Genomic DNA, 18,943 nt, shown 5'->3' with positions numbered 1-18,943 from the left:
CCCCGCCTTTTTAGGCGGGGTTTTTTAAAGCAAGCGCGGTTTATTTTTTCCCGTCCGTCCGCTCTTTAAAAATATAGGCGTTGACCAGTTGCTTAAAGATTTTGCCGCGGTGTTCAAAATCTTTAAATTGGTCAAAGCTGGAACACGCCGGCGACAACAGCACAATGTCCCCCCGCGTTGCGCCGCGCATGGCGGTTTGAACGGCTTTGTCCAGCGTTTCGCAGCGCGTCAGCGGTACGGCGCCGTGCAGTTCCCGCTCAATTTTATCCATCGCTTCGCCAATCGTCAGCACCTGTTTGCAATAGTCTTTGAGATACGGAATCAGCACTTCGTAAGAAGCGCCTTTGTCCCGCCCGCCCAAAATCAGCCACAAGTTGCGGTTTTTATCAAAACTTTTCAGTGCGGTAATGGTGGAGTCCAAATTCGTAGCTTTGGAATCGTTTACGTACACCACGCCGCGGTGATAGGCAAACTGTTCAATGCGGTGCTCCATCGCTTCAAACCGGTCAAACACGGCCCGCACGGTATCGGCGGGCACGCCGGCGGCAAACGCCATTAAAGCGGCGGCCATGGCGTTTTCAATGTTATGAATTCCTTTCAGGTGCGGCGGGCGCAGCTGGTGCCCTTCGCTGAAAATCAGTTCGTCTCCGTCAAAAAATACATCCGTTTTCAGCAAATGTTTGGGCTGGGTAGAAAAAGCCAGCACTTCGCTTTTGGCTTTTTCCACCAGTTGGGCGCACACGGCGTCGGCCCCGTTTACCACCAGCACATCATTGGCGCGCTGGTTTTTAAAAATTTTGGCTTTGGCCTTGATGTAGCCTTTCATCCCGCCGTGATGATCCAGATGGTCGGGCGTCACATTCAAAAGGCACGCATAATGAGGTCGGAAATAGGTGCTGTCTTCCAGCTGATAGCTGGACACTTCAATCACCACGTCATCCCCTTTTTTTACCCGGGGCGCACAAGCCGAAACGGGACTGCCGATGTTGCCGCAAATATGCACGCCGCGGCCTTTGTTTTCGCGGGCGGCATTTTCCTTCAAAATTTCACCCAACAGCGCCGTGGTGGTGGTTTTGCCGTTGGTGCCGGTTACGGCAAAAAGGCGGATGCCTTTGGGCATAAACGCAATAGCGGTTTCCAATTCGCTAAACACGGGGATTCCCCGCTTCTTGGCTTCCACCAACACCGGATGGCGCGGGAAAATGCCCGGGCTTTTAATCCAAAATCCGCATTCAAAAATTCGGTCGGAATGGCCGCCCGTCTCCAGCGTTACGCCGGGCGGAAGCACGGCCTGAGCGGCGTGGGAAATGGCCGCTTCCTCGCTGATTAATACTTCAAATCCGTTTGCCGCCAGCAAAGCCGCCGCGGCACGCCCGCTTTTGCCCCAGCCGAGCACGCAGGCTTTTTGTCCTTTTAATTTGTCTTTTCTAAACATATTTTTTCTTCTCTTTTTGCAACCACGTCCGGACGGTTTCCTGATCGGAAAAATGTCTTTTTTGCGTACCGACCAGCTGATAATCTTCGTGCCCTTTCCCGGCGATGATGACAATATCGCCCGGTTGGGCTTCTTTTAAAGCGCTTTCAATCGCCTGCGCCCGGTCGGGGATGATTTGATAATTGGAAAAATCTTTCATCCCGGCTAAAATATCGTTAAAAATTTGCTGCGGATCTTCACAGCGCGGGTTGTCGTTGGTTAAAAACACCCGATCCGCGCGCGAACAGGCCGTATTTCCCATCAGCGGCCGTTTGGTGCGGTCGCGCTGGCCGCCGCAGCCGAAAACCACCAATACGCGCCCTTTTTTAAAAGGCTCCACCGTATCAAACGCCCGGCGAAGCGATTCGTCGGTATAGGCAAAATCCACAAAGACGGAAAACGGCTGTCCTTCGTCTATGCGTTCCATCCGCCCCGGTACGCCCGGCAAGGCGGCCAATCCGCGCACAATGGCCGCTTCGTCGGCGCCGTGCACCCACGCCGCGGCACACGCGGCCAGGGCGTTGTACACATTGTGCCGGCCCAAAAGGCGGATGTGCATGGGCGTGCCGTTTATAGAAAACGAAGTGCCTTCCAAGGTTTCTTGAATGTCCTGCGCCTTAAAATCGGCTTCGCTTTCCAACCCAAACGTTACCGTCTTTACACGGCCCTGCAAAAGCTCCAGCAAACGCTTGCCGTACGGATCGTCTGCATTAATCACGGCCACGCGGTTGGGTTTGAAATTGTGCGGATCGGCCAAGTTTTCAAATAATTTTTGCTTGGCCTTAAAATAATTTTCAAAGGTGTGGTGAAAATCCAAATGATCCCGCTGCAAATTGGTAAACACGGCCGTGTCGTACCAAATATGGCGCACCCGCTGCAATTCCAGCGCGTGCGAAGACACTTCCATCACCACACTGTCGCAGCCGCCGTTTTTCATGCGGGCAAGTAACTCAAACAGTACCAGCGCCGCGGGCGTAGTGTTGGGCGCCTTGGAGAGGACTTGCCCGGCCATGCGGTAGTTTACCGTCCCCAACGCGCCTACTTTATGCCCGGCGGCTGTTAAAATAGATTCCAGCAAATACGCAATGGACGTTTTGCCTTTGGTGCCGGTAATGCCCGTCATGTGCATGGCGTCGGAAGGGCGCCCGTAAAATTCGTATGCGGCGTCAGCCATGTCGCGGTCAATATCGGCCGACTGATAATAAAGCGCCGGGCAAGGCTTGGCAGGCGCGAACATAGACACCACCATCCCCGCTCCGCGGGCCAGGGCGTCGTCTATAAACAAGTTGCCGTCTGCATTGGCGCCTTTTAAGGCAAAAAATACAAATCCGGGGCGCACGTCCTGCGAGCGGAACGTCAGCCCGGTTACGGTAAGGCCGTTTTCGGCCGCTTTTTGTAAAACGATGCTGGAAGACATAGCAATATGGTATCAAATTGATAGAATGTAGGAAACGAAAAAATAGCTTTTAGGAGTTTTCTCTATGTCCGCCCCTCTTTCCGCCTCCATCCGTCTATATGGCAAAGCCCCCTATACCTTGGCCTTGCTGCACGGTGGGCCGGGGGCGCGGGGCAGTTTGGCGGGGCTGGCCGCGCAAGTAGGCCAAAAGCGCGCCGCGGCGGAACTGCTGCAAACGGCATTTTCCGTAGCAGAACTGCTGCAGGAACTGCACGCGCAAATTCAAACGCTTACGCCGCCCGTTGCGCTGGCGGGGCACTCGTGGGGGGCGTGGCTGGGGCTATTGTACGCGGCGATACATCCGCAAAACGTCCGCCATTTGGTGTTGATTTCCTGCCCGCCGCTTACGGATGAATTTGTTCCGCAGATTTTAGAAAGGAGACTTTCCCTATTAACCCCACCAGAGGCAAAAGCCTTTCAAGAAGCGCTGCGGCAACTGGAGAAAAACAATGCCGCTTCCCCGCAAGCGTTGCGCACGCTGGAAGAACTGAGCCAAAAAACCGATTTTGCCTTTCCCGCCCCTTATGACGATTCCGCCTTGGAGGTGGACGCCCGCCAATATCAAGCCGTCTGGCCGCAAGCCGCCCGCCTGCGCACGGAAGGAGTGTTATTGCAGGCCGCCCGCGGCTTGGAGTGCCCCGTCAGCGTACTGCACGGTTTGCAAGACCCACACCCCGCCGCGGGGGTGTTGGAACCGCTTACAGCGTGCGGTATTCGGCCGCAGACTATTTTGTGGGAGCGCTGCAGCCATTCCCCGTTTGCCGAAAAATACGCCCAACGGGAACTTTGCCGCTTTTTGCAGCAGGCGTAATGCGTTAGAATAGATTTAATTGCGGCAAGAAGTTTCTTCCAGCAACCGGGTAATGTCCTGCGCCAGCAGGGACAGGTGGCTTTTAATTTGCGGTTGTTTGGTTTCTAAGAGAGGAAGCAGGGTGGAGCGAATCCAATTGCGGGTGTAGACGTCTTCAAAATTGGTTTGATCGGTAATGTGGGACAGCCCGTTATTTTGCAAATAGCTTTCCGTTTCGGCCCGGGTAATGCATAACAGCGGGCGCACGATTTCAATGCCTTTTGCCAGCGGACGGCGCACCGGAATGCCGCCTAAGCCTTTGGCTTTGGTGCCGCGCAGTAAATTTAATAAAACCGTTTCGGCCTGGTCGTCAAGCTGGTGCCCCAGCGCCAGCTTGTTAGCGCCCCATTTGCGGGCCAATTTTACAAACGCTTCATAACGTGCTTTGCGCGCGCCGTGCTCCGGGCTTAAATGAAATTTATCCGCATATTTTTTGGCATCGGTTTTAAGGGTTAAAAACTCAATTTCCAACTCTTTGCATAATTGCCGGCAGAAACGCTGGTCGGCTTCGGCATCTTTGCCGCGCAGCCCGTGGTTGACGTGCGCCGCCGCCAGCGCAAAGTGTTTTTCACCCGCCAAATAGCGCAAAAAATGCAGCAAACACACCGAGTCGGCCCCTCCGCTAAGCCCCACCAGCACGGCGTCCCCCCGGCCGATCAAGCGGCCGGCAAACGCCCGCATGCGGGGCAGAACGGAAGCGTTAAAGCTTTTTTTTGTCATATAAAAAAGTATAATAAATTAAATAAAGGGATTGAAAACGCTTATGAAAAAGAGAATTTTAATTGTAGAAGATGAAGCCAGCATTATTGATTTGCTGACGCTGGTTCTGACCCGAGAAGGATACGAAGTATTCTCCTGCCAAACGGGGCGCGATGCCATCGCCACCATCAAAAAAGTGCACCCTCATTTGGTCATTCTGGACGTGATGCTGCCGGGGTTGGACGGGGCCAGCATCGTGAAAATCATGTCCGAAGACGAAACGCTTTCTTCCATTCCCGTCATTATTACCTCGGCCTTAGTGGAATCGGAAAAGCTGTTCTCCACCCACCCGCAGGTAAAGGCGTTTTGCTCCAAGCCTTTTGTCTTAACGGATTTTGTCGCCAAGGCCAAACAAGCGTTGGGAGACTAAAACACTTTCCGTCCGTAAAAAACGCCCGCAATGAAACGGGCGTTTTTTTATTTGAAAATCTGCGCGTTAACACGCCGATTTAAGCCAATAGGCGTATTGCTTCCAAAAGGCCGTTAAAAGTTCGTCCAAAAGCAGTTCCTTGCTGATCTCCGTCCCTGCGCATTGTTTTAAACTCAGGTGCGGCTCTTTGCCGGCCGGAACACGGTTGTTCACATTTACGCCCACGCCCACCAGGGCAAAGCGTCCGTTTTCTTCAAAAAAAGTTTCCGCCAAAACGCCGGCCGTTTTTTTCCATTTGCGGTTTTTCTTGTCCCACGCCAAAATGCTGTGGCCGTCTTTCACTTTGGTTTTAAGGTCAAAAACGGCGGCCAGCGCATCGGCCAAAGCCTGCGCCGTTTGCCGGCTTAAAGACAAGGCGCACAAATCGGCGCGCTGGGGGCGCAAGATAAGCGTAAAATAAATGCCGCCTTCCGGCGCGTGAAACCGGCTGCCGTCCAGCCGGCGGGCCGCCGTCTGTTCACAAGCCAGTACCAACGTGCCTTCCGCCTCGCCGCTGCGGGCCAACTCCAAGGCCAAGTCCTGCGTGCTGGGCACGGTTTCCAAACCGATTACTTTTTCAACTTTTTTAAGGGGAACTTTTGTTTCTTCCATAGTTATATTTTACCAATTTATCTTGCCTGCACCCGGCCGAATTACTTCTTTTTCCCGCCGCCTTTTACGCGCATTTGGCGCAACTCAAACAAGCGGTCGCGCAATTCGGCCGCCAGTTCAAAGTTCAGCGCGTCCGCCGCTTGGAGCATTTGCTGTTCCAAATCTTTTTCCACGGACTGGATATTTTTGAGCGTCGGCTCCGGCAACGTTTGGCTTAAAATGCCAAAGGCGCTCGTTTTGGTTTGCTGCTGCAGTTCTTTCAAGTCCACTTCCATTTTTTGAATGGTCTTGGGCGTAATGTGATGCTCTTTGTTATAAGCTTCCTGCAATTGGCGGCGGCGGTTCATTTCGTTTAAGGCGTATTTTATGGAATCGGTCTGCCGGTCGGCGTACAAAATTACTTCGCCGTCTGCATTGCGGGCGGCGCGGCCGGAAATTTGAATCAGCGTGGTGGTATTGCGCAGGAAGCCTTCGTTGTCCGCTCCCAAAATGGCTACCAGCCCCACTTGCGGGATATCAATGCCTTCGCGCAGCAGGTTAATGCCTACCAGCACGTCAAATTTTCCTTGGCGGAACTCTTTTAAAATTTCCACCCGGTCTAACGCTTCAATATCCGAATGCAAATAGCGCGTTTTGATATTCTTTTCCGTAAAAAACGCGCTTAAATCTTCCGCCGTTTTTTTGGTCAGCGCCAGCACCAGCGTGCGTTCGCCGCGTTTTTTGTGCTCGGTGATTTTTCCCACCAAATGGTCAATCTGTCCGGCGGTGGGGTGAATGTAGACTTTCGGGTCTACCAGCCCTGTGGGGCGAATGACCTGCTCCACAATATGGTTGCCGCTTACGGTCAGTTCATACGGGCCGGGCGTGGCGGAGACGAACACCGTGGCCGGCATGAGTTTTTCAAATTCGTCAAATTTAAGCGGGCGGTTGTCCAGGGCCGACGGCAGACGGAAACCGAAATCCACCAACATCTGTTTGCGGGCGCGGTCGCCGTTAAACATACCGCGCACCTGCGGCAAAGCTACGTGGGATTCGTCCACCATCATCAAAAAATCGTCGTATCTTTTAAAATAATCCAGCAAACACGCCGGCCGCTCGCCGGGTTTGCGGCCGTCCATATAGCGGGAATAGTTTTCAATCCCGGGGCAAAAACCGGCCTGCTGCAGCATTTCCAGGTCATACTCGGTGCGCTGTTTTAAGCGGTAGGCTTCCAGTTCTTTGCCCATTTTTAAAAGTTCCGCGTGGCGGATGTCCAGGTCGCGCCGGATTTGCTCAATGGCGTTTTGCGTGTCCTCGTCTGTCGCCACGAAATGTTTGGCGGGGTAAATCCACGCTTCGTCCAATTCCGCCAGTACGTTGCCCGTAATGGGGTGGATTTCATAAATATGCGCAATCGTCTTGCCGGCAATTTCTACGCGGATGGCGTTTTGGCTGTAGGGCGTCATAATATCGGTATACGGGCCGCGCATGCGGAAATTGCCGGAAGCAAATTCCATTTCATCGCGGCGGTACTGGATTTTGATTAACTGCCCCGAAAGGGAAGAACGCGTCATCTCGGCGCCTTTTTTGACGTAAATGCGCATTTCGCGGAAGCTGTCCGGCGAGCCGATGTTGTAAATGCACGAAACGGACGCCACCACAATCACGTCCCGCCGCGTCAGCAGCGAGGTGGTGGCCTTTAAACGCAGTTTGTCAATGTGTTCGTTGACGGCGGAATCTTTTTCGATATACGTATCGGTTTGCGGAATGTAGGCTTCGGGCTGGTAATAATCGTAGTAAGAAATAAAATACTCTACGGCGTTTTCCGGGAAAAATTGTTTAAACTCGGCATACAGCTGTGCCGCCAATACTTTATTGGGCGACAAAATAAGCGTGGGCCGGTTGAGCCGTTCAATGACGTTGGCCATGGTAAACGTTTTCCCCGAGCCCGTCACCCCCAGCAACGTCTGGCGCGGCACGCCGGCCAGCACGCCTTGGGTAAGCGCTTCAATGGCTTTGGGCTGGTCGCCCGCGGGTTTAAACGGAGAAACAAGTTTAAAATGATCCATAGCCTTATTCTACTTATCTTACACCCGTAAAAAAGGGCGGCTTTTTACAGCCGCCCGACAGCAACAAAAAATTTATTTTTCGGCGCCCGCCGCGTGGGTAAAGGTGGAATCCAACACCCCCGGCAGCAGCTGCGCTACGCCGTCAATCATAAACTGCATGGCAATGGCGCACAAAATCATACCCATAAAACGGATGACAATCTGCGTTCCGTTCGGGCCGATTTTATTAAAAATATAGCGCGACCCCACCAAACACACGCCCACGATGGCGGAGCTTAAAAACAAGACGCCGATCATCATCATCGCCATGGAAAAAGTGGTCGTTTTTTCCGCGTACAAAATGGCCGTGGTAATGGAACCGGGCCCGATAAAAAGCGGCATGGCCACCGGCACCAAAATATGGCTCAGGCGGTTGCGGGCCTGGTCAAACGTGTTGCCTTGCGCGGCGGCAGTTTCAATGCCGTGGCTTTCAAATTTGCTTTTCCCCTGCAACATGCGCAGGCCGACAATTAAAATAATAATAGACCCCGCCAGCCGGAACGCCGGAATGGTAATGCCAAACAGCGTTAAAATGCGGTTTCCAAACACGAAAAAGGCCGTCAGCAACAGGAAAATGGCCAGCGCCATCATCAGCGCCACGGCGCGCTGCACTTTGGGCGGTTCGTTTTCCACATGTTCCAGAAATATCGGCACGTTGCCGATCGGGTTTAAAATGGACAGCATACCGATAAAAGAGTTTACCAACAGACCCCAATCCATAGTTTAAAAATCTCCTTAAAAGAAAAAGTGCCTGCTGAAAGCAGACAGTTTAATATCTATAAATAGTATATAAAAAAATAACCCGTTCCCCAATAAGCTGGGGCTAATCCCTTTGCGCGCTTTCTGCCTAAATAAAAAACCCCGCCAAGAGCGGGGTTTAAATGGGGAGCCGTACAGACTTTACCTACAAGTCCCCTCCCTGACGCTCGGGGCTCGCAGGCCCGCCTCGCGGTGCTCGCCTTGCCTACCGGCAAACTCGCACATCGCTGCGGCTTTCAAATCCTGCCGCGCGCAAAGCAGTTTGCGCGCTTTCTGCCTAAATAAAAACCCCGCCAAGAGCGGGGTTTAAATGGGGAGCCGTACAGACTTTGCCTACAAGTCCCCTCCCTGACGCTCGGGGCTCGCAGGCCCGCCTCGCGGTGCTCGCCTTGCCTACTGGCAAACTCGCACATCGCTGCGGCTTTCAAATCCTGCCGCGCGCAAAGCAGTTTGCGCGCTTTCTGCCTAAATAAAAACCCCGCCAAGAGCGGGGTTTAAATGGTGGGCAGTACAGGATTTGAACCTGTGACCTTCCGCGTGTGAGGCGGACGCGCTACCGCTGCGCCAACTGCCCGAAAACTGTATATTTATTATATCAATTTCCATCTCTTTTTGAAAAGCTTTTCTTTTCTTCTCTTCCAAAACACCGCGCACGCCCCGCCCAAACCTATGCTATACTAAATACAAGAGAGGTATTATGTTTACAAAAACGTCATTAGAAAAATTAGCCCCCATCAACACCGTTTGCTTAATGATTTTAGCCGCCACCGCGGCCACCGGCGTGTTGGTATACACCAAAACCATGCTGATGCCCTTCGTGATTGCCCTGTTTATTTCCATGGTTGCCGGCACCTTGGCCGGATGGCTCAAACAAAAATGGAAAGTTCCTTACGGCTTGGGGCTGGTGCTGAGTTTTGTGGCGTTTTTGGCCTTTGTCGTTTTGTCGGTATTGTTTATTTCCGGCTCCATTGAAAGCTTTGTGGCTGGAGCCGATATTTACAGCGAGCGGCTAAACGACACGCTGGATTGGCTGCTGATGAACTCCCAAAAATTCGGGGTGAACATCAATTCCCAATTCGTGGCCGATACCGTCTCCAAACTGCCTGTATTTAATATGCTTAAAAGCGTGGGCAGCACACTGGTTTCTATTTTAACCAACCTGATGCTCATTACGCTGTTTGTCATCTTCATTTTTATGGGCAAAGCCTCGGCGGATAAACCCTCCCTCGTGGGCAACATCCAAAAGCAAATCTCCTTTTACCTGCTGATTAAAATTTTTGTTTCGCTGTTGGCCGCCGGATTTACTTGGGTGGTGCTGGCCTCCATTAAAACGGAACTGGCCTCCATGCTGGCGGTACTGACGTTTGTGCTCAATTTTATTCCCAACATCGGGCCGTTTATTTCCACCTTGCTGCCCATGCCAGTATTGTTCCTGCAATACGGGTTTGACTGGCATATTTTGCTGGCCCTTATTTTACTGACGACCATTCACTTCATCATCGGAAACATTTTGGAAACAAAATGGCTGGGAAAAGGAATGGATTTAGACCCCATCGTCGTCATCGCCTGCTTAATTTTCTGGGCGCTGGTGTGGGGCATTATGGGCGCCCTGCTGGCCGTGCCGATGACGGCTATTATCAAAATTGCGCTGGAGCGCAATGAAACTACCAAACCGCTGGCGGATTTGCTGGGCGGGAAATACGCGTTTAAATAAATGACAAAAAATCCTTGGTATTACATCCCTTCGCTGTATCTGGCGGAAGGGTTTCCGTACATTATTATCAACACGGTTTCCACCGTGCTGTATGCCGACCTGGGCTTTTCCAACGAAAAAATCGCCTTTTGGACGGGGTGGCTGTATCTGCCGTGGATTTTAAAAATGTTCTGGAGCCCGTGGATAGACGCCCGCTCCACCAAGCGCCGCTGGCTGCTGGGCGCCCAAACCGCGCTGGCGGGCGTATTTTTGCTTTTGGCCGCCCTTACGGCGTGGGAAGCATTTTCTTTTGCGGCGCACCAGGGCAGTTTAACTTTCTTTTATCTTTCACTCTTTGGGCTGCTGGCGGGTGCTTTTGCCTCCGCCACGCTAGACATCGCGACCGACGGCTACTACCTGCTTGCTTTGACGCCGGTGCAGCAATCTCAGTTTGTAGGCATCCGCACCATTTTTTACCGTCTGGCCATGATTTTGGGCAGCGGCCTATTGGTAGCGGGCGTGGGGGCCCTTTCTCAGGCGGGGGCCGCCGGGCAACAACCGCTTGTTCCTTGGCCGTTTAACTGGGCGCTGTTGTTTTTGTTTTTGGCCGCTTTATTTGCGGCGGCGGCCGGGTGGCACCGGTTTATTTTGCCCAAGCCGGCGGAAGACCGGCCCGTGCACGCGGCGCGCGGCAACGCGTGGGGAGATTCATTCAAAACGTATTTCACGCAAAAGAACATCCTGTATATTTTGGCGTTTATTTTGCTCTACCGCTTGGGGGACGCGTTTTTAGAAAAAATTGTTCCGCTTTTTTTACTCAAACCGCAGGCCGAAGGCGCCTTGGGATTAAGCGTGCAAACCTACGGGCTGATTAAAGGCACGCTGGGGCTGGGGGCGGTGGTCGTAGGCAATTTGGCAGGCGGCTGGCTGTTGGGAAAATACGGATTTAAAAAATGTATTTGGCCGTTTGCGGTGATTTTAATTTTGCCCAATTTTTTCTACGCTTATATGGCATGGGCGCACCCCTCCACCGGGCTGATTACGGTGCTGATTACGCTGGAGCATTTAGGCAACGGCCTTGCGTTAATGGCATTTACCGTGTTTATTATGTATATTTCCCAAGGCGCTTACAAAACCTCCCATTATGCCATTTCCACAGGCATTATGGCCTTGGGGATGATGCTTCCTTCCATGGCTTCGGGCTGGCTGCAGGCGCGGCTGGGATACACGGGTTTCTTTTGGCTGGCCAGCCTCGTCAGTTTAGTAACGGTAGCGGTGGTGCCGCTTTCTTTTAAAATTAAATCCATTGAAGAAACGGAAGCTTCTTTCCGCACTCACAAACACTCGCTGGAGGATGCCCAATGAAACCGGTCAATTTAAATATGATTGCCACGGAAACCCGAAACCCGAATACGATGGATTTGGATAAATCCACCCCGCGCCAAATCGCCCGCAAAATAAACCGCGAAGATTTCAACGCCGCACGCGCCGTGCAAGCCGCCAACAAAGAGATTGCGGCCGTTATGGTCATGGCGGCGCACGCCTACGCGCGGCATAAAAAAATTATTTTTATCGGTGCCGGCACCAGCGGGCGGCTGGGCATTTTGGAAGCGGTGGAATGCGTGCCCACGTTTGGCACCAAACCCTCGCAAATTATCGGGTTAATTGCCGGCGGGAAAAAGGCCGTCTTCCGTTCGCAGGAAGGAGCCGAGGACGACGCCCGGCAAGGCGCGAAAGAAATCGCCCGCGCCGCCAAAAAAGACGATTTGGTAATCGGCCTGACCGCCAGCGGCCGCACGCCCTATGTGCTGGGCGCGCTGAAAGAAGCCCAAAAAATAGGCGCAGGCACGGCTCTTATTTCCTGCAATCCGCAGGCCCTCTGCCCGCACGCGCAGGTGCATATTGCTCTGCCGACCGGGCCGGAAGCCTTGTGCGGGTCTACCCGCATGAAAGCGGGCACCGCCACCAAAATGGCCTTAAACGCCATTACCACCGGCGCCATGACGCTGTGCGGCAAAACCTACGGCAACCTGATGATAGACGTTCAGCCCACCAATGAAAAATTGGTCGCCCGCGCCATTCGGTTAATTTGCACCGTGGCGGGAACGGACGAAAAAACCGCCGCCAAGCTGCTGCAGGCGGCGGGGAAAAACGTTAAAACCGCGGTAGTCATGCACCGCAAAAAAGCGTCTAAAAAAGAAGCCGAAAAATTATTAAAAAAGCAAAACGGTTTTTTAACCAAGGTGATTGATGGCTAAATTTGCGTTAGGACTGATGAGCGGCACCAGCGCAGACGGGCTGACCGTCAGCGCCGTACAGCTGCGGCCGCTGCGTATTCTGCATTTTAAAAATTACCCGTATCCCTCCCGTCTTCAGCAAAAATTATTAACGGCATACGCGTTGCCGGCGGCGGAGCTGTCCGCCCTGCATTTTGAACTGGGCAAATTATACGCCAAAACCGTTCAAAAATTTTTAAAAGAGTTTCACTTGTCCGCCGCCGATTTGGAAGTAACCGGCTCGCACGGGCAGACGATCTATCACGGCCCTTATGACGCCGTGCCCAACACCCTGCAAATCGGCGAGCCTTCTTTTATCGCCGTGCAAACGGGGCGGCCGGTCGTGTCGGACTTTCGGCCGATGGACATGGCGCTTGGCGGGCAGGGGGCACCTTTAATTCCTTTTTTTGACGCCTATGTGTGGGGGCGCGGCACCCCCAAAATTTTGCTTAACGTAGGCGGCATTTCCAATTTTTCCGTCGTCGGCAAAAACATAAAAACCTTCGGGTTTGACGTGGGGCCCGGCAATACGTTACTGGATTTGGCCGCTCAGCGCCTGCTCAAGCAGCCGTTTGATAAAAACGGCCGCACGGCCGCACGCGGCACGCCGGATGTAAAACGCGTACAAATACTGCTGCGCCAAAAATACTTTTTGCAAAAGCCTCCCAAGAGTTTAGACAAAAATACCTTTGGGGAAAAATATCTTGACCGATATTTCCCCCGTGCCGATTTTAAAAGTACCGCCGATTTGCTGGCCACGCTCACGTGGTTTACCGCGGCGGCCGTGGCTCAGGCCGTTCAGCAATTTGTGCCCGCGGCCTGCCGCCGGGAACTGGTGGTATCCGGCGGGGGGTGCTACAATCACACGCTCCTTGCCTTTTTGCGCCGCCTGTTGCCCGCGCTAAAAATTACCACGACTTTATCCTACGGCATCGACCCGCAGGCCAAAGAAAGTGCGGCGTTTGCCTTGTTTGCCTGGCGGGCACTGCACGGGCAAATTAATCATTGCTCCCGCGCCACCGGCGCACGGAAAGATGCTGTGTTAGGGAAAATTACGTTATGAATATCAACCGTTTGGTACACCCCGGTTTTTGGTTTGGAAAGACCCCGCAGGAAGAAGCCCTGCAGCTGGCGCGCATGGGCGTAGGCGGGTTTTGCCTCTATGGCGGAACCCGTGCGGAAGTGGCCGCTTTGACGCAAGCGCTTCGCGCCGCTTCCCCGCATAAACGCATTTTAATTTCCGCCGATTACGAAGACGGTTTGGGCCGCTGGCTGCCGGATGCGGAGCTGCTGCCCTCCAACCTGGCCCTCGGCGCGGCGGACGATACGGCCTTGGCCGAAGAAAAAGGGTTTTTAACCGCCCGCCAAGCCAAAAGCATTGGGGTGGATTGGGTGTTCGCCCCGGTGGTAGACCTGGCCGACCATCCCCAAAACCCTATCGTAAACACTCGTTCTTTCGGGGCAGACCCGCAAAAAGTAACCCGCCTCGCGGGAGCGTTTATGGACGGACTGGCCAAGGGCGGCGCGCTAAACAGCTTAAAACATTTCCCGGGGCACGGGAACACGGCCACGGATTCGCACCTGGCGCTTCCCGTGTTGCTCTCTACCAAACAGCATATTCTGACGCACGAATTGGTGCCTTTTCAGCAACTTTTAAACAAGGCAGACGCCGTCATGGTGGGGCATTTATTGGTGCCCACGTTAGACGAGCAATATCCCGCTTCGGTTTCCCATACGCTGATGACCGATTTGCTCAAAAAACAAATGGGCTTTGCCGGATGTGTGTGTACGGACGCGTTGGGTATGAAAGCGCTGGGAGATGAAAAGAAAGCCGCCTTAAAAGCTTTTTTGGCGGGGGCGCATATTTTGCTGGTGCCGGAGAAACCCTTTGAACTGTTAGATTTTTTAAACAAGCAAACCCTGCCGCCAGCCCTGCTGGAGCAAGCAATGCAACAGCAAAATTTTTTGTGCGCCCGCGCAGACGAAGTGCCTTGCACCACGCAGGCGGCCGCCTTCGGGCCGACGGATTTTTCGGCCCGCACGGCACACAAAGCGCTCACACTTTTGGGCGCGCCGCTTACGTTGACTGCGGGAGAAACGCTGTATTATCTGTCCGTCGGCAATGACGAGCACTTATCGCAAGAGCCTTTCTTGCAAGCCTTGCAGCAACACCATATTAAAACGGAAGCTTTTAACGGGCAGGAAGGGAAATTGGCCGTTCTTTGCTGGCGGCGCTACCAAGCGTATAAGGGAAAAATAGGACTGGACGAACAAGAAATCCAACAGGTCAAACAAGCCCTGCAAAACCACCCGCACAGCATTGCCATCAGCTTTGCCAACCCGTGGACAGTTGATAACATCCCCTGCCGCGGCAAGCTGTTTGCTTTCAGCCCCGCACCCGCTTTTCAGCAGGCGGCGGCGGACGTACTGGCCGGGAAGCTTACCCCCCAAGGCAAAATGCCGGTTTTACTGTAACTACGGGGCAATCATCTGCGCGTCAAACCCGCTCATGCGGGCCCAAACGTCATCGTTCCACACCAGCACGCCCGGCTTGGCATACGCAAAATTATTCCACCGGTGGAACAAGAACTCCTTCGTGTTGCGCACCGACGTCAAACTAACCGAGAACACCGCCTCTTTCGGCAGGGAGTTGGCCAGCGAATACCGCCAATCATAGGCGGCCGCCATGGGAGATACGTATATCAAAAATACCGCTTGCGGAAAGGCTTCTTTCCATTTGGCTAAACTGCGGTACAAATGCAGACTGCGGGCGGCCTCCGCGGCGGGCACTTCCGCGGCGGAAATAATCAAATTGGTTTTTTCCTGTTGCAAATACCCTTCCGGCTTGGGGCCCGCATCGCCGATGCCCGCCACCGAAAAACCCTCCCGCACGAACGAGCGGATAAACCCTCTGTCCTTCTCGTCGGCGTACAATTCAGAGGCAAATTTGACGCCCCGGTCGGGCAGTGTGCCGGATAGAATAATCACTTTTTTATCTGCAAAAGCTTTGCGGTATTGAAGCGCAAATTTTTTAAAAAGCGCTTCCATTTGCAAGTCGCCCTCTTTGCCGCCAAACAGCACGTATTGCGTTTTTTCTCCCAACCGGTGCGGGAAATCCAGCGGCGTTCCCGGGAATGCCGCCAGCACTCCTTGCGGCACTTGGTCGTGCGAGGCAAAAAATTGCAATTGCTTTTCCCGCAAGGGTTGGTCTTTGAGCATCAGGCGGTTACTTAAAACGGCCCACGCGCGCAGCCGGTTGGAAAGAACCGGCGTGAGCGGAGAAAGACGCCTGTCTACCCATAAGCCTACCCCTTGGCTGGCCGGCAATGTCATGCCCATGCGTGCATTTAATAAGGCCGCCCGGCTGGAGGAAACCGTCGCCGCGCCGGGGCGGGAAAGCGCTTTTTGGGCGCCTTCCAGCGCTTTTTGCCACGTTTGGGCGGACACGCCGCTTCCGCAGGCAATGCTTAAAATAAACAATAAAATTTTTCGGTACATATGGGTATTGTAAAAGATATATCCGTTTTTTTCGAGGGTCTTTTGTCCTATTTTTCACTAGGACTAAAAAGCCCCGTCTAAACGGGGCTTTGGTTAATACGTGATTTTATCTGTTTTTTCGTTCCACTTTTCAAACGGCTCGTTTTTGTTTTCCAAATCAATGCAAAACGTTTTAAGCGAGCGTTTTTCCACCGGCAGCGGCACTTCTTTATAAATAAATTCATCGTCAAAGCCGTATTTGGCGGCGGTAAACCGGTCGGCCGCAAAAAACAGCGCTTTGGGGCGGGCCCAATAAATGGCGCCCAAGCACATCGGGCACGGCTCGCAGGAAGAATAAATTACGCAGTCTTTCAATTCAAACGTTCCCAATTTTTTACATGCTTTGCGAATAGCGTCCACTTCCGCATGACGGGTGGGATCGTTGGACGAGGTTACCTGATTGCAGCCGCGGGCAATAATTTTGCCGTCTTTCACAATCACCGCGCCAAACGGGCCGCCCTTGCCGGAGAGCATTCCCTTTTCGGCCATTTTAACGGCTTCTTTTAAAAATTTGGCATGTTCTTTCAGTTCCGCTTGTTCCATACAATCCTCCAAAGGTGCCTTTTTATTATAGCTAAATTTGAAGCTTTACGGTTTGATTCCTTTGGTTGGCATGCACGTTCTCCCCAATGCGCACAAACCGCGCCCCGGCCCCCAGGCAAATGTCTTGCTCCCGGCTTGCAAAGCAATAGGAAACGTCATCCAAGCGGGTGCCGCTGTAGCCGGCATTAATCCACATTTTCCCTTGCCGGGTTTGATGTTCCCCCCACGTAACCCGTACCGGCACGCCGGCCGCGGGCAGGGTGTCCCCCGGCCAGACGCCGGGTGTGAAAGGCCGGATGACGGTGCCCGTTTTGGAAAGGGTCTCCAGCTCCTTGGGCACGGGCGCATGCGAAAAAGTCAGTACGGCGTCCGCTTTTTGCACTCCTATTTTATAAAGGGCCGATGTCAGTTTTTCGGGTGCAATGCCCGCCTCAAACAACAACACTTTGCCGTTGGAGAGCTTTACGATCGCGGCGTTTTTGTTCCACTCGTTTAGCAAATACACGCGCCCGCCGGAAAAGAAACACGCCTGCACCCCCAGCGCCATCCCCGCAACGATCAGGCACGGCCAGAAGAGTTTGCGGGCGAACTGTTTTTGCGGCAGATGAAACAGCCAAAACAGCCCCGCATAATACGCCGCTATGGCGCCCGGGCTCCACGCCGCGGCCGGAACGGAAGACAGCTTAAAAGACGCAAAAAATTCCACCAACATTTTAAATCCTTCCAGCCCCCACGCGGCAGGCCCCTGCAGTAAAAACCCCATATGCAGCAGCGTGAACACATAGTAGCCAAAGGTAATGCCCATTAAGGTGGACGCCCACGGCACCAAAAGCATATTAGAAAGCAGGCCCGTCACGGAAACTTTATAAAACACATTGGTAAAAATCGGCAGCAGCACCAGCTGGGTGGAAAGCGTCGCCAAAAAGATTTGCGCAAAAAAGCGCACCCACCCCGGCCACGCGGCGGGAAGCCGGTAATTGCTCAAACACACGATAATGGCCAGCGTCGCCAGAAACGACATTTGAAACCCCGTTTCAAACACGCTTGCGGGCTCCAGACACAAAATAATAAAACAAGACACCAACAGCCCCTGAAACACCCCGCTGTTGCGCCCCAGCAAATACCCCACACACGCACAGACCGCCATAAAATAGGCCCGCACCAACGGGGCGTCGGCCCCGGCCGCCAAGGTGTAGAGCCCGGCCACCGCCAGCGCGCAGATAATGGTTTTCTTCCTGCCTAGCCCCACTAACGCGCAGAGCCCTACGGTAATTAACGTAACAAACCCTACATTGCCGCCGGAAGCCACCAACAGATGCACGGCGCCGCTGTCTTGAAAATCGGCATAGAGCCGTGGGGATATTTCCCCGCGCTCGCCCAACAGCACGCCCCCTGCAATGGCCGCCAGCTCCGGCGCAAATGACCGCTCAAACGTGTGCAAAATATCTTCCCGCAGCGCCCTCAGCCCGCGGAAGAACACCCCCGCCGGGCGCACCACCTGCGCCTGCGAGACTTTGCTTTCCGTAAAAATATGCTGTTGGGCCAGATAGTGCCGCCAGTCAAAATTCCCCAACAGGTGAATGCCGTACGGCTTTTGCAGGCGGCCCTGTAGGAGCAGGGTATCTTGCCACTGCGGTTCAAACCCTGCAAACCGCGCATACACATAGCCGTCTGCCAGCTGTCCGTTTACGGACAAGACCTTCACAACGGCATTGGTGGATTTCTTTTTATGAACGGGGAAATGCGCCACCCTTCCGGTAAGCGTAACTTGTTTTTGCGGCAAGGCATGAAAAACATCCCGCTTGGCAGGAGCGGGACGATAAAAACACAGAAGCAAACAAATAAGCGCCGCCAAACACCACAAAAGCGGCCTTTTGTACAGATCGGGATGCATTAGATTTTGGTGCGTCCTTTTAGGGAATAGCCCAGCGTCATTTCATCCATATAATCAATATCGCCGCCCAGCGGCACGCCATAGCCGATGCGCGTTACCTGCCCCACCAGCCCGCGCAGCAAATCGGCCAGATACAGGGCCGTCGTTTCGCCCTCGCTGTCCGGATCGGTGGCGATAATCACTTCCCGCACCGGCGGCTGCGCATGCTGGACGCGTTCCAACAGTTCGCGCACTTTCACCTGTTCCGCCCCGCGCCCGTCCATGGGTGAAATGGCGCCGTGCAGCACGTGGTACAGCCCTTTATACGCGCCCGTTTTTTCCAGCGATTCAATGTCCTGCGGGTCTTCCACCACGCAGATAAGCCCCCGGTCGCGGTCGGGGTCGCGGCAGATTTCGCACAGGCCGTCTTCGCTGTAGCTAAAGCACTGGGGACACAATTTAACGTCCTGCTTGATGGCCGCCAGCGCATGGATAAACTCTTCCGTTTCGCCTTGCGACGCCCGCAAAAAATAGGCGGCAAAACGTTCCGCCTGCCGCGGGCCTACGCCGGGCAGTCTTCGCAAAGCACGGATGAAACGGTCTAAACTTTTCATA

17 protein-coding genes and 1 tRNA gene are annotated in these 18,943 nt (G+C 53.6%); 7 read left to right on the top strand and 11 right to left on the bottom strand.

The annotated features are described in order from the left end of the window. Positions 1-40: 40 nt before the first annotated feature. The gene (gene murD, locus B5F75_RS02640; RefSeq protein WP_087287507.1) at positions 41-1,435 is read right to left on the bottom strand and encodes a UDP-N-acetylmuramoyl-L-alanine--D-glutamate ligase; all 1,395 of its coding nucleotides are present in this window, start codon (positions 1,433-1,435) and stop codon (positions 41-43) included. Continuing rightward, positions 1,428-2,891, bottom strand: coding sequence for a UDP-N-acetylmuramoyl-L-alanyl-D-glutamate--2,6-diaminopimelate ligase (locus B5F75_RS02635; RefSeq protein ID WP_087287503.1), 1,464 nt, complete (start codon positions 2,889-2,891; stop codon positions 1,428-1,430). The genes murD and B5F75_RS02635 overlap by 8 nt, the downstream gene beginning before the upstream one ends. Positions 2,892-2,955: 64 nt before the next feature. On the opposite strand from B5F75_RS02635, the gene B5F75_RS02630 reads away from it, so the two are divergent. Then, complete coding sequence (locus B5F75_RS02630; RefSeq protein ID WP_087287501.1) at positions 2,956-3,741, top strand: alpha/beta fold hydrolase; 786 nt, start codon at positions 2,956-2,958, stop codon at positions 3,739-3,741. 15 nt (positions 3,742-3,756) lie between these two features. Here B5F75_RS02630 and tilS read toward each other — a convergent pair whose 3' ends face one another. Further along, positions 3,757-4,500 (bottom strand): tRNA lysidine(34) synthetase TilS, encoded by a 744-nt coding sequence (gene tilS / locus B5F75_RS02625; protein WP_087287498.1) that lies wholly within the window; start codon positions 4,498-4,500, stop codon positions 3,757-3,759. A gap of 43 nt (positions 4,501-4,543) precedes the next feature. Here tilS and B5F75_RS02620 point away from each other — a divergent pair, with 43 nt between their 5' ends. Continuing rightward, positions 4,544-4,909, top strand: a complete 366-nt coding sequence (locus tag B5F75_RS02620; protein WP_087287495.1) for a response regulator — start codon at positions 4,544-4,546, stop codon at positions 4,907-4,909. Between the two features lie 66 nt (positions 4,910-4,975). Here B5F75_RS02620 and B5F75_RS02615 read toward each other — a convergent pair whose 3' ends face one another. The 4 genes from B5F75_RS02615 to B5F75_RS02600 form a co-directional block, all read right to left on the bottom strand. Then, positions 4,976-5,560, bottom strand: coding sequence for a biotin--[acetyl-CoA-carboxylase] ligase (locus B5F75_RS02615; RefSeq protein WP_087287492.1), 585 nt, complete (start codon positions 5,558-5,560; stop codon positions 4,976-4,978). Between the two features lie 41 nt (positions 5,561-5,601). Next, positions 5,602-7,608, bottom strand: a complete 2,007-nt coding sequence (uvrB, locus tag B5F75_RS02610) for an excinuclease ABC subunit UvrB (protein ID WP_087287489.1) — start codon at positions 7,606-7,608, stop codon at positions 5,602-5,604. A gap of 72 nt (positions 7,609-7,680) precedes the next feature. Next, the gene (locus B5F75_RS02605) at positions 7,681-8,367 is read right to left on the bottom strand and encodes a MarC family protein (RefSeq protein WP_087287486.1); all 687 of its coding nucleotides are present in this window, start codon (positions 8,365-8,367) and stop codon (positions 7,681-7,683) included. Between the two features lie 538 nt (positions 8,368-8,905). Beyond that, positions 8,906-8,980, bottom strand: a tRNA-Val gene (locus tag B5F75_RS02600). A gap of 123 nt (positions 8,981-9,103) precedes the next feature. Between B5F75_RS02600 and B5F75_RS02595 the strand changes: the two genes are divergently transcribed. Genes B5F75_RS02595 through B5F75_RS02575 form a run of 5 tightly spaced genes read left to right on the top strand, consistent with a single transcriptional unit; the run spans position 9,104 to position 14,850 of the window. Next, entirely contained in the window at positions 9,104-10,120 is a 1,017-nt protein-coding gene (locus tag B5F75_RS02595; RefSeq protein WP_087287483.1) for an AI-2E family transporter, read from the top strand. Next, positions 10,121-11,464: an MFS transporter gene (locus tag B5F75_RS02590; RefSeq protein WP_087287480.1), complete on the top strand. Its 1,344-nt coding sequence runs from the start codon at positions 10,121-10,123 to the stop codon at positions 11,462-11,464. Next, positions 11,461-12,357 (top strand): N-acetylmuramic acid 6-phosphate etherase, encoded by an 897-nt coding sequence (gene murQ, locus B5F75_RS02585; RefSeq protein WP_087287477.1) that lies wholly within the window; start codon positions 11,461-11,463, stop codon positions 12,355-12,357. Before B5F75_RS02590 ends, murQ begins: the two co-directional genes overlap by 4 nt. Continuing rightward, on the top strand, positions 12,350-13,438 hold the full coding sequence (locus B5F75_RS02580; protein WP_087287474.1) for an anhydro-N-acetylmuramic acid kinase: 1,089 nt from the start codon (positions 12,350-12,352) through the stop codon (positions 13,436-13,438). The genes murQ and B5F75_RS02580 overlap by 8 nt, the downstream gene beginning before the upstream one ends. Beyond that, positions 13,435-14,850, top strand: coding sequence for a glycoside hydrolase family 3 N-terminal domain-containing protein (locus tag B5F75_RS02575; protein WP_087287471.1), 1,416 nt, complete (start codon positions 13,435-13,437; stop codon positions 14,848-14,850). The genes B5F75_RS02580 and B5F75_RS02575 overlap by 4 nt, the downstream gene beginning before the upstream one ends. On the opposite strand, the gene B5F75_RS02570 is transcribed toward B5F75_RS02575, so the two are convergent. From B5F75_RS02570 to recR, 4 genes are all read right to left on the bottom strand, one after another. Then, positions 14,851-15,873, bottom strand: coding sequence for a hypothetical protein (locus B5F75_RS02570; protein ID WP_087287468.1), 1,023 nt, complete (start codon positions 15,871-15,873; stop codon positions 14,851-14,853). Between the two features lie 93 nt (positions 15,874-15,966). Next, positions 15,967-16,455 (bottom strand): nucleoside deaminase, encoded by a 489-nt coding sequence (locus B5F75_RS02565; protein ID WP_087287465.1) that lies wholly within the window; start codon positions 16,453-16,455, stop codon positions 15,967-15,969. Positions 16,456-16,486: 31 nt separating this feature from the next. Continuing rightward, positions 16,487-18,349 (bottom strand): ComEC/Rec2 family competence protein, encoded by a 1,863-nt coding sequence (locus B5F75_RS02560; protein ID WP_087287462.1) that lies wholly within the window; start codon positions 18,347-18,349, stop codon positions 16,487-16,489. Further along, entirely contained in the window at positions 18,349-18,942 is a 594-nt protein-coding gene (gene recR, locus B5F75_RS02555) for a recombination mediator RecR (protein WP_087287459.1), read from the bottom strand. The genes B5F75_RS02560 and recR overlap by 1 nt, the downstream gene beginning before the upstream one ends. Between the last annotated feature and the right edge of the window lies 1 nt (position 18,943).

This window comes from Elusimicrobium sp. An273, assembly GCF_002159705.1.
GTDB lineage: Bacteria > Elusimicrobiota > Elusimicrobia > Elusimicrobiales > Elusimicrobiaceae > Avelusimicrobium > Avelusimicrobium gallicola.
This window is presented reverse-complemented; position numbering and strand designations above follow the sequence as displayed.

Bases quoted from the DNA above. Each gene is read 5' to 3' on its own strand.
- murD (WP_087287507.1), bottom strand. From the start codon at position 1,435: ATGTTTAGAAAAGACAAATTAAAAGGACAAAAAGCCTGCGTGCTCGGC.
- B5F75_RS02635 (WP_087287503.1), bottom strand. From the start codon at position 2,891: ATGTCTTCCAGCATCGTTTTACAAAAAGCGGCCGAAAACGGCCTTACC.
- B5F75_RS02630 (WP_087287501.1), top strand. From the start codon at position 2,956: ATGTCCGCCCCTCTTTCCGCCTCCATCCGTCTATATGGCAAAGCCCCC.
- tilS (WP_087287498.1), bottom strand. From the start codon at position 4,500: ATGACAAAAAAAAGCTTTAACGCTTCCGTTCTGCCCCGCATGCGGGCG.
- B5F75_RS02620 (WP_087287495.1), top strand. From the start codon at position 4,544: ATGAAAAAGAGAATTTTAATTGTAGAAGATGAAGCCAGCATTATTGAT.
- B5F75_RS02615 (WP_087287492.1), bottom strand. From the start codon at position 5,560: ATGGAAGAAACAAAAGTTCCCCTTAAAAAAGTTGAAAAAGTAATCGGT.
- uvrB (WP_087287489.1), bottom strand. From the start codon at position 7,608: ATGGATCATTTTAAACTTGTTTCTCCGTTTAAACCCGCGGGCGACCAG.
- B5F75_RS02605 (WP_087287486.1), bottom strand. From the start codon at position 8,367: ATGGATTGGGGTCTGTTGGTAAACTCTTTTATCGGTATGCTGTCCATT.
- B5F75_RS02595 (WP_087287483.1), top strand. From the start codon at position 9,104: ATGTTTACAAAAACGTCATTAGAAAAATTAGCCCCCATCAACACCGTT.
- B5F75_RS02590 (WP_087287480.1), top strand. From the start codon at position 10,121: ATGACAAAAAATCCTTGGTATTACATCCCTTCGCTGTATCTGGCGGAA.
- murQ (WP_087287477.1), top strand. From the start codon at position 11,461: ATGAAACCGGTCAATTTAAATATGATTGCCACGGAAACCCGAAACCCG.
- B5F75_RS02580 (WP_087287474.1), top strand. From the start codon at position 12,350: ATGGCTAAATTTGCGTTAGGACTGATGAGCGGCACCAGCGCAGACGGG.
- B5F75_RS02575 (WP_087287471.1), top strand. From the start codon at position 13,435: ATGAATATCAACCGTTTGGTACACCCCGGTTTTTGGTTTGGAAAGACC.
- B5F75_RS02570 (WP_087287468.1), bottom strand. From the start codon at position 15,873: ATGTACCGAAAAATTTTATTGTTTATTTTAAGCATTGCCTGCGGAAGC.
- B5F75_RS02565 (WP_087287465.1), bottom strand. From the start codon at position 16,455: ATGGAACAAGCGGAACTGAAAGAACATGCCAAATTTTTAAAAGAAGCC.
- B5F75_RS02560 (WP_087287462.1), bottom strand. From the start codon at position 18,349: ATGCATCCCGATCTGTACAAAAGGCCGCTTTTGTGGTGTTTGGCGGCG.
- recR (WP_087287459.1), bottom strand. From the start codon at position 18,942: ATGAAAAGTTTAGACCGTTTCATCCGTGCTTTGCGAAGACTGCCCGGC.